The organism is Allocoleopsis sp., assembly GCF_036703385.1.
Classification (GTDB): Bacteria; Cyanobacteriota; Cyanobacteriia; order Cyanobacteriales; family Coleofasciculaceae; genus Allocoleopsis.
This window is the reverse complement of the sequence record NZ_DATNPA010000762.1, coordinates 1-12,633: the sequence shown is the minus strand read 5'-3', so window position 1 is coordinate 12,633 and position 12,633 is coordinate 1. Positions and strand designations below refer to the sequence as shown.

Sequence of the window (12,633 nt, the reverse complement as noted above, 5' to 3'; positions counted from 1 at the left end):
CTTATCCGAACGTCTTTAAGGGTTTGAAACTCTTTAGTATCCAAAATACTGTGGAGTACAGCAATAATCCTATAAATAATCCAGAAATACAACCAAGCACTGCTCTGACGAACGTCTCTATGAAGGTTTCACCTCCAATATAATGTATCTCTACAGCGACCCAAGTAAAGACGAAAGTACATAGAGCAATGCAGATGATTGTTAAAGCTCTCCAGCGAGTGGCTAATGTTTCAACACGGTTACAAGGCTTAGCTTGATTTAGCCAAATTGCTAGCCATAAAAACAGAGCGAAAACTCCAATAACTCCACACCCATGTTGAATTAAATAATAAATGGGTATAGACCCAAGCTGAGATTGAAGCAGCTTTGAATGAGCGACAAACCAGCCATCCTCATGAGTAAAATCATCCCAAACTAGATGGCTAGCTGCCCCAATCAGAACTGACACTACAACATTAAAAAGATGCACAAATTGTAAATTAAAGTAGCTCTTTGGGGTTGGAAATCGTTGAGCTACTTGCTGCGGAAGAAGAGCCAAGAATGGGCGCATCAAAACATAACGAGTAATTAATAAGAGTACTATCGAACAAGGAAGCCCTTGAATTAATAATCCTAGAAGCGTATGTCCAATTGTTCTATTGGGTTGTAAAGTCAAGAAGTATTCAATGTCGGGAATTATCGACCCAACGAAGAGGCTTGGCAAATCTAGTCTTCTTTTCGAGCATAACCAAATCGGAGCTGCTGCTATGGGATGTGCGAGCGTAAAAGGCATATTTGATCTTAGCAACCTAACTCTTTTACTGATTCCATTTGTCTTTAGCTTACTCTGGGGTAGCTTGTTGGGTTTTGAGTAAAATTCGCAGAAATCCTGATCATGTAAAGCTTTTAACCCTCTTTCCGCACCCTCTACTGTCACAATCGGTTTTTACGTAAAGTAGCGAGCTGGTGGAGTTGCTTTTTATACAAAGCTCTGGAAAATCAGTTTTGCGATCGCATGACTCCGAGTTTTTTCAGATAGGCTCTTAGCGCCAACCTAACCAACGCAGTATAGGAACCAGGATGTAATAACTCACTCCCAACCAGAATCCCAGGATGACACCCCACAAACAAAAAAAAGCAACAGTGTAGATGAAATCAGGCAAACTGGCATTAGAGCGAGAAAAGATTTCCAACAGAATCTGCATCGGCAGTATGTTTAGCCAGACTAAACCCCCCAACATCGTACCCGTACCTACGGCTGCAACTAAGGCGTGAACGAGGTAATGGCTGGGTAGCCCCAACCCCAACACTAGGGGAACAACCGCAACGGCAGTGACCCATCCTAGTAACCGTTCCGGTCGTGCAGAAGACATTAGGTTTGGTGTTATGGGAGACATCGACGCCTGCCACAGGAACCATCCGACGCTATAGCCGAGAAGTCCTGTAACTCCTGCTATGATTGGACGCCTCTCTTGACCAAATCCCCCTGCCAACGTCAACCCCCAGCCCGTGACCGATCCCGCGATCGCAAACATTAGCAGTTCTCGCCACGCTGTAATCCCAAGAGTGGGAAACACAAGCAGGATTTGTGGCGCGATCCACTCCATAAAGCGATCGCCTACGTTACTCCAGTTGATCAAAACAAACCCAAGGGCAGCCCCCGTAGCGGCTCCCAGTCCCCCTAACACCATTTCCAAGGTGGTATCCAGACAAGCGAGGATGACGCCAGCAACTACGCGAAACACAAAACGCACGAGGCTCACAGCACCTTGACCGAACGCCCCAAGCACCTTTTCAGCTACCGCCAGCCCCTGATCGAGGAAAGCCGTGATCGCATCCGATAACGACACGGTGGGTAGCGAAGTCGGCTGCCTGCTGACTGGATAACTCAAATCCAAACGCCGTTGAATCTGAGCCGCCGTGGCTGGGCGTTGTTGGGGGTCGAGCCGTACCATATCATCGAGTAAGTCAGCGAGGGCAGGTGTTACAACCGCCTGCGATCGCCAGCGTAACTCCCCAGTGTCTGGGTCTTGCAAATCCTCCAACTCCTGACCCGTAAGCAACTGAATCATGGTTCGACCCAGTGCATAGAAATCCGCTGTTGGCCCGACAGCCTCCCCCATAATCTGCTCCGGCGGACTGTAACCAGGAGAAACCAAGCGCGTCGAAACCCTTTGAGAACCCATCGACATCGAGCCGAATTGTTTCGCTCCCCCAAAATCAATCGCCACCAACTGACCCGTGCCCTCGCGCAGCATCAAGTTTGAGGGTTTAATATCCCGGTGAATAATCCCAGATCGGTGCAACTCACCTAAAATCTCCGCCGCCTGGTAGAGCCAATCCCGCACCGCTTGCTCGGAACACCCCTGAGGATGGTCATTTAAAACATTCTCCAACGTCTGACCGTTAATTTTCTCCATTACCAAACAGGAGAGTAAGCGATCGGGGGGATAACCCAGTCTCACCGTAAAGTAGCTATCTTTCTCAACTCTGGGGACACCCGGATGCTTCAGGCGTTGTAAAACCAAAGCCTCTTGCTCAAACAGCTGTAACGCCTTCGGTGCCGTTTCCACCAAGACCTTCAGCACCTGCTCTTTATTCCACCGCATATCCCAAATGGTGTAGATAGCCGCAAAACCCCCCGTCCCCAACTTCTGGAGGGGAATGTAGCGATTATTCAATACCAGAGACGCACCACAGCCATTACAAAACTTATTCCCCCAAGGCTGGGGATAAGGGCGGGGACAATCAGGATTAATACAGTGAACTGCCTGGGCAACAGACTGATGCACAACGACCTAGATACACAGTGCCCCTCGATTCTACACAACAAGCAGGGGGGAATACCTAGACCAGGTTGGCAGAAATAATTCACTGCTCACTGCTCACTGCTCACTGTTGAGAACGGCTTGTAGATTTTTCAACAATTCATGTGAGGTGTAAGGTTTTGGCAAAAATGTTTTGACGCTACTTCCAACGAGTTCAATCAACTTATGGTTCGATACTAATCCGCTGACACCAATAATCTTGACCTGTGGGTTAATTTTTTGTAACACACGAATCGTCGTTGGCCCATCCATCGATGGCATCATCATATCAATCAAAACCGCCTTGATTTCTTCCTTATTTTGCGTATATACGGCTAAAGCTTCTATTCCATCACTCGCCACTAAAACTCTGTAGCCATTGGTTTCCAACAAAGTTTGGCTAACCTCACGAATTGAATCTTCGTCATCTACCACGAGAATTAATTCCCCGTGCCCTGCGAGTAATTCGTGATGATCTGCTGGGATACAATCTGTTTCTCTGGTTTGCGTGACGGGTAAGTACACCTTAAACTCGGTTCCTTTCCCCACTTCGCTATAGACGTTGACAAAACCGCCGTGACTTTTGATAATGCCGATCGCGGTTGAAAGACCCAGCCCTGTCCCTTTCCCCAGTTCTTTGGTGGTGAAAAAGGGCTCAAAAATTTTATCGATAATTTCTCTAGAAATACCTATTCCACTATCGGATACCGTAATTACAACATAAGGCCCGACCTTAGCGTCTAGATTGATGCGGGCATAGCTCTCATCAACCCACAAATTTGTCGCCGAAATCTCCAAATTACCGCCCTCTGGCATGGCATCGCGAGCATTAACGCAGAGGTTCATTAGCACCTGGTGAAGTTGAGTGGCTTCTCCACAAATCGTCCAAAGATTTTGTGTTGGTAATTCGGTGTGAATCTCGATCGCTCTGGTAAAGGTTTGTTTAGCAATCTGCTCAATTTCTGCGATTAATTTCTCTACCTTGAGGTTGGTGCGCTGACCTTCGAGCCCTCGGGAAAACAACAGGACTTGTCTAACCAAATCTGCCCCTCGCTTAACGTTGGTTTCCAGGATGGAAAGCCACTCTTGGCTCTGCTCATCGTCAAGTTTTGTTTCCAGCAGTTGAACCGTCATCATAATCGGGGTCAGTGCATTGTTCAGGTCGTGAGCAATGCCGCTGGCTAGGGTTCCCAGACTTTCCATGCGCTGAGCTCTGAGAAACTGTGCTTCGAGTTGTTTTTTCTCGGTAATGTCCGTGTTGACCGTTAGGATAGATTTGGGTAAACCCTGTTCATCGCACACGAGAGTCCAGCGCGTTGCCACAATGACTTCTTGACCTTGTTTCGTCACTTGACGCAACTCACCTTGCCAAGAGCCACACTCAGCCACAAGCTCTGAGGGATTTTCGATATCGCATAAGGCTTCGCGATACAAGAGTCTTAGGACATTTTTGCCGATCGCTTCTTCGGCTGTCCAACCATACACGCGTTCCGCCCCTTTGTTCCAAAATAAAATTTGGTTGTCCAAGTCTTGAACGAGAATTGCATCCGTTGTAATGTCCAGCAGAGCCGCTTGTTCCTGAATTTTCTCTTCCCAGCGATGGCGCTGCTGGATTTCCTGTTCCAGACGCTGATTTTGCTCTTGGAGTGTTTTCGTCAAGTTGCCCAGGCGTAAATGGAGCTGGACACGCGCTAAAACTTCTTCATGCTGAAGCGGTTTGGTGATATAGTCCACGGCACCAAGATTTAACCCTCTAACCTTATCCCCTGTCTCAGACAGCGCGGTCATGAAAATCACGGGGATGTCTTTGGTTAGTTTATTCGCTTTCAAACGGCGGCAGGTTTCAAACCCATCCATTGTCGGCATGAGCGCGTCCAACAAGATCAGATCAGGTGGGGCATATTCGGCTCGCTCGATCGCGCTTTCGCCATCTTCAGCAACCAAGACTTTGAACCCAGCAAGGGCTAAGAAATCAAAGAGCATTTCTAAATTAGTTGGTGTGTCATCGACGATTAAGATGACTCCTTCATTAGTCGTATCAGCGCTCATTTTGCCTCTTCATATTTTTTAATAATTCGAGGATTTGTTTTCCTTTAAAGCTTTTGGCGAGTTGACGGAGATGGGTGGCGAGCGGCACCCATTTTGGATCTAATGCCTCAATGCGTGCGGTTTGTTCTACAATCCCTTTGATGTCACCCATCATGGCGAGATTGAGTAAAACCTCAAGCTCCTCTGCTGGTAAAGCGGTCGATTCCGGACTTGTCAGTTGTGGGTTGTCCTCGATCCATTGCTCTTTACCACTAACTCCTGACTCCTGACTCCTGACTCCTGACTTCTCATAAACCCATTCCAGCCCCAAGTAAAGTCGTAATTTGTCTAACAGATCTTCTGCCCGGACGGGTTTGGGGAGAAAATCATCGCAACCCACTTCCCGACTCTGTCGGCGATCGAAGTCAAAAACACTGGCGGAGATGGCAATCACAACTATCCCCTCTAGCTCTGGCAAGAGGCGGACTCGACGGGTGGTTTCAAAGCCGTCAAGCACAGGCATGACCAAATCCATTAAGATTACGTCAGGCTTCAACTCACGCGCTTTGGCAAGAGCCTCTAGACCATTCGTCGCTTCAATCACTTCAAACCCCAAAGGTTGCAGCAGATTGATCAGGACAGAGCGATTTGTCCACTTATCATCTACCACCAGAACTTTCCGTTTAGAGCCTCTGAACCCAATAATATGGCGTTCATCTACTTTGGCAATATCAGCTCCTTGGTCTACCTCAGGCAAGTCTAAATCCAACCAGAAAACGCTCCCTTCTCCTAGAGTACTCTTTACTTTCAGTGATGTACCCATCATCTCAACTAATTGACGGCTGATTGCTAGTCCCAAGCCAGTTCCTTCTGTCTCCCGACTGTGTTCGCCCACCTGCTGGAATGGCAAAAAGATTTCTTCTAATTGGTGCGGTGCAATGCCAATACCTGTGTCTTCTACCTGAAAACGGAGCTTGGGCATTGGGGATGTTGCCCTTTGGAAGAGGGTATTGGCATTCCTACTTCCTAGTCCCCACTCCCCAGTTTCCATTATGTAGCCGACTTTGAAGGTTACACGACCCTTGTACGTAAACTTAACCGCATTGCCGAGTAGGTTAACCAAAACTTGCCGCAATCGTTTCTCATCGGCTCTGATTACTTTGGGAAGTGGAGTCAAGGTTTCGTAAATCAATACAAGACCCTTTTGTTCGGCACGAATTCGGCAAATTTCCGCAATTTGTTGCAAAAAATCTGAAAAATAGAAATCTTTTGGGAAAAGTTCCATTTTCCGGGCTTCGATTTTAGAAACATCTAAAATATCGTTAATTAGCGTTAACAAGTGTTCACCGCACTGATGAATGATGCTAATTCCGTTTTTTTGCAGCTCAGTTAAGGTTTTGTCTTTTTTAAAGATTTGGGCGTACCCTAAAATTCCATTGAGAGGGGTGCGGAGTTCATGGCTCATGTTCGCGAGGAATTCACTCTTGGCACGGTTGGCTTCGCCAGCGGCTTCTTCAGCTCGTTTGCGATCGCGGATTTCCTGTTGCAGGTGTCTATTTTTTTCCTGTAATTCCAGCGTTCGCTCTTCAACTTTTGCCTCCAGTGTCCGGCTATACTCGGCTAATTGCTCATGAGAGCGTTGTAAGCTAGCATTGGCTTGTGCCAAATCATTATACAAACGAGCATTTTCCAGCGAAATTGCCGCTTGAGAAGATAAGAGCTTTAAAACTTCTAATCGGTCTGGTGTAAAAGCTCCTGGTGTTAGATTATTTTCCAGATAAAGCAGACCAATGAGATTACACTGATTGAAAATTGGTGTACATAAAATGGATTTTGGTTGTTGGTTGAGGATATAGGGGTCAGTCGTAAAAAATCCTTCATGGGTGGCATCATTAAGAACAACGTATTCCTGTGTTCGGATAACATAATTAATCACTGATATTGGTAGATATTGGCTTGTATCTACAGGAAGAGACTGCTGAACCGTTACCTCATCTTGATCGACTCTACCGGATGCTTGGATAAGAAATTTTCCTGCTTTTTCTAAAATCAGAAATCCTGTTTCTGCACCAGCGTTTTCGATTGCAATCTGCATTAACTTCGTCAGCAACTTACTGAGGACGATTTCCCCCGAAAGAACTTGTGAGGCTTTCGTGATGCTGGCAAAATCCAGAATCTGAAAACTCCCCATAACCCCAACTTCCGGGGTAATAGTCACCTCTAAATGGCTATTTGACTGCTTCAGTATCTGGGAAAAAATTTCAGGATATCTAGCTTCTAAATCCCTAAGTTTTGCAATGGCTCCCCAGCGAACATAACCATAATAAGCCTCACTTAAATAATCTTTCGCGACCTTGCCTCTACCTAGTGAGAAATAAAACTTCGCGGCTAGTTCATTGGCTAGTGCTTCTTCCTGAATGAATTCTTGTTCTCTAGCTCCTGCGATCGCGCGATCATAAAAATCCATAGCTTCTACAATTTGTCCCAATACCTGCGCTTTCTCGGCCTGCACAAGCTCGTACTTATGCTGAAAATTCATTGGAGCATGGTTTGACCATTTTTGCATCTTTTCTTGATTATTCAATACTCTCCTCAAGAGGTGTTCTTGTTGTGATTCTGGCAGAGATCGATATATCGCCAGTTGTGCTAAAGAATCGTAGAAATAGAACAATGGCACAATGAACCAGCCGCTTACTCCATCTAAATACTGCTCGGCATTGTTAGCATTTTCCACAGCTTGAAAAAAATCACCAAATAGATAACACAGGATTAATTTATTCAGAAATACATAGTGAATTGTGGTTCGCTCATTGAGTTGAATGTGAAAGGGTAATAATTGCTCTTCATTGTAAGCTTTCCCCCTTAAATAGCAAGGGTTTTCCGCCGAGCCTCTTAAGTTCAGAACGGCCTGATGAAATATTTGATGCCATTTTAAAGCGGTTTCTTGATTAATTTTAGCAATTGCCTTGCTATAACTAGCCATTTCTTGTTCAAGGCTTTTTAGTTCCAGTCCACTCCAATATGAATATTGACATTTATAAGCGGCTGAGTATCCAGTATTTCCTAAATCTCCATTGGTCAATCCGCTCAAGTAAGCATCTTCTAAAAGAGGTAAACTTTCTCTGACATGATGTTTCCAATGCATGAGAAATGTTGCAATCTTAAATAAGGTCTGAGTTCTTACCTCACGAGTATCTAAACGTTCTAAGAGAATTACAGCCAATTGTCCAAATTTATAAGCATTATCAATATCTTGTAACAACCCACTAAAAACCACTCCATAATCAGCAAATCCACTAGCTGACAAAGGAGTATTTCCATGTTGAATAGATAAATTCACTTCCTGGCAAGCCATGAGAATAAAGAGTGCAGGTGCAGATTGATAGGCAGCAGGAACTAAACTTGCTATGAGCCGAAACGCCGCTAGCTTATTTGTATCTGTCATTGACGGCAGATTAATTAAATCTTCTGTGTCTTTTCCTGCTAAATTTGCTGTTGTTTCCTCAATAGCCGTCTGGATATCTAATGGAGTGGGTGATTCAATAAGTTTTATTCCTAGTATTTCCAGAACTTGTAAACCAAGTTTTACCGCTTCAAGAAGTTTTCTTTGCACTTCACAAGATTTGATTTGCACTTCATAAGTTTTTAGTTTATCCAACTGCGTTTTAGCTTGTTGCAGCACTATCTCAGCTAGGTGTTCCATTTGGTCAAAATCACCGCTAAGAAATGCCGCTTCTACGGCTTCTTGATGTAAAGCTAATGTTAGTTCATAGTGCTGATTCCAGCTAGAATCTGTCAATAGGCTCAAACCTACATTTAAATAGCGGATAGCCACCTCATACGCCGTTGCTGCTTTCGCTTTTTGACCAGCTATGAGATTAAGTTCAGCCAGCTCATATTTCTCTAAATCTAAGGTGAGTAAATCGATGCCATGATTCAGTTGGTTGACTAAGGCAAAAATAGTTCTTTTTCGTTCTGTCAGCGTAGTGTTTTTTAGAAGTAATTGACCTATTTTTAGATGAGTTACTTTTTTGTGTGATTCTGGTATAAGAGAATAAGCGGCTTGTTGTACGCGATCATGCAAAAACTTGTAGCCAATTTTTAATGGCTCAACCTGCAAAGTTGTTGATGTTTCTAGGTCAAGTGCCAGTGGAATTTTATAAGCCTCAGAAAGGGGCATAATTAGACCCGATTGTAGTGCTTCCCACAAATCATGGGCTGTTTCTGGCTGAGATTTCTCATTGACAATTGCTAAAACCTCTAAGGTAAATTTGTCGCCAATGCAGGCGGCTAATCTTAAGACATTCTGCGTCTTCTGCGAAAGTCGTTGAATTTGGTTGACCATCAATTCAACGACATTCTCGGTGATATCAAGGCTTTGAATACGAGCAACATCCCACTGCCAGCAACCCTGATTGAAATCAAAGAACAACAGGTTTTCTTGGTAGAGAGATTTGAGTAGCTGATTTAAGAAGAAGGGATTACCCTGAGTTTTGTTAAACACTAACTCAGCCAAGGACTTTGACTGTTCTGTATTACTACGAAGAGTATCGCTTACTAATTCGCTGACATCAGTAATATGCAGACGTTGGAGGATAATGTTGTTCACTTTCGCGTTGCATGAGTGCATTTCTTTCAACGTCAACATCAGTGGATGAGTCGAGCTAACTTCGTTATCGCGATATGCACCAATTAACAACAAATATTGACTATCTGGATCGCAACCTAGTAATTGAATCAACCTTAAAGAGTCTGAATCCGCCCACTGCAAGTCATCTAGAAATAGAACGAGAGGATGGGTGGGTTGGGTAAAGACGCGAATAAATTGTTGAAACACTCGATTAAATCGATTTTGTGATTCAGCTAGCCCCAATTGAGGAACACCTGGCTGAAAACCAACAATCCGTTCAATTTCGGGAATAACATCAATAATAACTTGAGCATTGGTTCCTAATGCTTCTAAAAGTTTGGCTTTCCAAATGGATATTTTGTCCCTACTTTCCGTTAGCAGCTGCCTCATTAAGTCCTGAAAGGATTGAATGAAAGAAGCATACGGAATATTTCGCTTGAATTGGTCAAACTTACCGGAAATAAAATATCCTCGCCGACGCACGATGGGTTTATGAACTTCATGAACTAACGAAGATTTACCAATTCCTGAATAACCGCTGACTAGCATTATTTCCGTTGCCCCAAGGCTGACTCGTTCAAAGGCATCCATGAGCAGAGTAACTTCTTTTTCCCGACCGTAAAGCTTTTGAGGAATAAGAAATTGACTGTATAAGTCTAGTTGACCGACAGGGAAGGGGGAAATCTGGTCAGACTCCTCTAGCATCTTCAGACAAGCTTCCAAGTCAGCCTTTAATCCCAAGGCGCTTTGATATCGTTCCTCAGCCGTTTTCGCTAATAATTTCATAACGATATCGGAAACGGTTTGGGGAATTTCAGGATTGACTTCTATAGGAGAGAGGGGTGTTTTAGCAATATGACAGTGAACTAATTCCAGGGGATCAGCAGCTTGAAAAGGTAACTGTCCTGTCAGCATTTCATAAAAAGTAATGCCTAAGGAATAAAAGTCACTTCGGTAGTCAATTGAGCGGTTCATTCTACCGGTTTGCTCCGGTGACATGTAGGCGAGGGTACCTTCAATTAGATTGGGGTTACTAACGCTATGATTTTCTATGGATAGACAAGATGAGATACTAAAATCAATAACCTTTACCTGACCTGTTTGGGCATTAATTAAAATGTTTTGAGGCTTAATGTCTTTATGGATAATATGATTTCGATGCAGCTGATCGAGAATTGAAGAGACCTGAATTATAATTTGTAATAAATGAACTAATTCAAATTTTCTAGTCTTAACATGCTTTGTAAGAGTTTCTCCGCCAAAATCTGATAAAATAAGCGCTATACCGTTTTTGTATCTTTCCAAGGCTAACGGTTTAACGATTTCTTCAATGTCCAATGATTGCATAATTTTATATTCATGTCTTAATCGGGCGATCTGTTCTATAGTTGGATATTCCGATTTGATAGTTTTAATAATCACTGAGATTGGCTCTGGTTCTCGCAAAGCGCGATAAACACGAGTAGTGGAACCTTCATAAATAACTTCTATAATCTTGTAATTCGCAATGGTAAGGTTCATTTTTGTTCTCTCAACAAGAATATTTACGAACTGCTAAAAATTTAAAAATTGCTTAACGGAAGCAATTTTTCAACCCTAGCGGAATTAGCTTTCCCTAATCACCGCTGCTACATCGAACGGTAGGGGAGTGCAGCCAAAGATTTAGTGAATATATCCCGCCACTAAATCTCCGGTTGAAAACGGCAACAAATGTAGGTTATTGTACTGATATAGCGCCTCTAAATCAGTGGCGACAGACTCGAAAGAGAAGGAATCGAGGCATGTCTTATCTGGAGTTAGGAAGCCTACGGCAAATTAGAGATTAGGCCGTAGCGAGGATGTTCCGCAACTCCATACTAAGCCCTCAACAATTTTAGCGGTGGTCTACTGGCTCTCATCCACTTGCGTGCGATCGCGCGGATAACTAGCAACTTGGGAAACTACATGAATGCGAATCGCGACATTTAATTGGCGAATGTAAAATGGAGGTTAGCGGACTCGAACCGCTGACATCCTGCTTGCAAAGCAGGCGCTCTACCAACTGAGCTAAACCCCCAAAATGTAACTGGTAATTTCAGCCACTCTCGTTATTATAGCTTCTCAGGTTCAATTAAAAAAGGGGGTCTAAGAAAAAAATTTCTAGCTCCAAATCATCTGAAGTAAGACGATTGGTGTGTTATGCTCTCGCCGTAACGCACCAATCGTCAGGCTTGAATGCGTTACTCTGGCGAACAGAGCATTCGACAAAAATTTGCTTGTCTTACTGATCCTCCTAGAAGCTTGCCTTTGCTAGGCTAAGTTGGAAACCCGAGTAAAACATTGCTACATATCCAGTTGAGTGGGGAAATGACTCAAGTTGTTGCAACGTTCTATAAATTCGTCAAGTTGCCGGACTTTGCCGAAAAAAGAGACACTTTGTTGTCACACTGCGAAGCCCAAGGCATTAAAGGAACAATTCTGCTGGCTGCCGAAGGCATTAACGGCACGATCGCAGGTTCCCGTCAGGCGATTGACTCCGTTTTATCCTTTTTGCGCTCCGATCCACGTCTAATTGACCTAGAACATAAAGAATCCCCTGCTGATTCTCCCCCGTTCGATCGCCTAAAAGTGCGATTGAAGAAAGAAATCGTCACCCTAGGATTACCCGAAATCGATCCGAGCGATCGCGTCGGCACCTACGTCAGTCCTCAGGAGTGGAATGCGCTAATTTCCGATCCCGAAGTAACCCTAATCGACACCCGCAACGATTATGAGGTGAGTATTGGCACCTTCCAAGGAGCGCAAAATCCCAAAACGGCTTCATTCCGCCAATTTCCCAACTATGTTCGCACCCACCTTGACCCCACCAAGCATAAAAAGGTGGCAATGTTCTGCACTGGCGGCATTCGCTGCGAAAAAGCGACATCATTAATGATGGCTCAAGGCTTCCAAGAGGTTTATCATCTCCAAGGCGGCATCCTCAAATATTTAGAAGAAGTTCCACCTGAAGAAAGCCTGTGGCAAGGAGAATGTTTTGTCTTCGATCAACGAGTCGCTGTAGAGCACGGGTTGGAAGCCGGAACTCATGAAATGTGCCGCAGTTGTGGGCATCCGATTGCTGAAGATGATAAAGTCTCACCTCATTATCAAGAGGGCATTTCCTGTCCCTACTGCTTTGAGCGCCTCACCGAGGAAAAACTCGCACGACAG

At 44.4% G+C, this 12,633-nt stretch carries 5 protein-coding genes and 1 tRNA gene; 1 reads left to right on the top strand and 5 read right to left on the bottom strand.

The annotated features are described in order from the left end of the window. Position 1: 1 nt before the first annotated feature. From V6C93_RS35700 to V6C93_RS35680, 5 genes are all read right to left on the bottom strand, one after another. Complete coding sequence (locus V6C93_RS35700) at positions 2 to 772, bottom strand: DUF4184 family protein (RefSeq protein WP_333481460.1); 771 nt, start codon at positions 770 to 772, stop codon at positions 2 to 4. Positions 773 to 1,022: 250 nt separating this feature from the next. Next, the gene (locus V6C93_RS35695; protein ID WP_333481444.1) at positions 1,023 to 2,771 is read right to left on the bottom strand and encodes a serine/threonine-protein kinase; all 1,749 of its coding nucleotides are present in this window, start codon (positions 2,769 to 2,771) and stop codon (positions 1,023 to 1,025) included. A gap of 93 nt (positions 2,772 to 2,864) precedes the next feature. Continuing rightward, entirely contained in the window at positions 2,865 to 4,835 is a 1,971-nt protein-coding gene (locus V6C93_RS35690) for a response regulator (RefSeq protein ID WP_333481443.1), read from the bottom strand. Continuing rightward, complete coding sequence (locus tag V6C93_RS35685; protein WP_333481442.1) at positions 4,825 to 10,965, bottom strand: hybrid sensor histidine kinase/response regulator; 6,141 nt, start codon at positions 10,963 to 10,965, stop codon at positions 4,825 to 4,827. Before V6C93_RS35685 ends, V6C93_RS35690 begins: the two co-directional genes overlap by 11 nt. 462 nt (positions 10,966 to 11,427) lie before the next feature. Then, positions 11,428 to 11,500 (bottom strand) — tRNA-Ala (locus V6C93_RS35680). A 290-nt stretch (positions 11,501 to 11,790) separates the two neighbouring features. On the opposite strand from V6C93_RS35680, the gene V6C93_RS35675 reads away from it, so the two are divergent. Continuing rightward, positions 11,791 to 12,633: rhodanese-related sulfurtransferase (locus tag V6C93_RS35675; protein WP_333481441.1), on the top strand; the 843-nt coding region annotated here is incomplete at its 3' end.

What these genes read in the sequence shown, in the direction of transcription:
- V6C93_RS35700 (WP_333481460.1), bottom strand. Translation starts at nt 772, where the DNA reads ATGCCTTTTACGCTCGCACATCCCATAGCAGCAGCTCCGATTTGGTTA.
- V6C93_RS35690 (WP_333481443.1), bottom strand. Translation starts at nt 4,835, where the DNA reads ATGAGCGCTGATACGACTAATGAAGGAGTCATCTTAATCGTCGATGAC.
- V6C93_RS35685 (WP_333481442.1), bottom strand. Translation starts at nt 10,965, where the DNA reads ATGAACCTTACCATTGCGAATTACAAGATTATAGAAGTTATTTATGAA.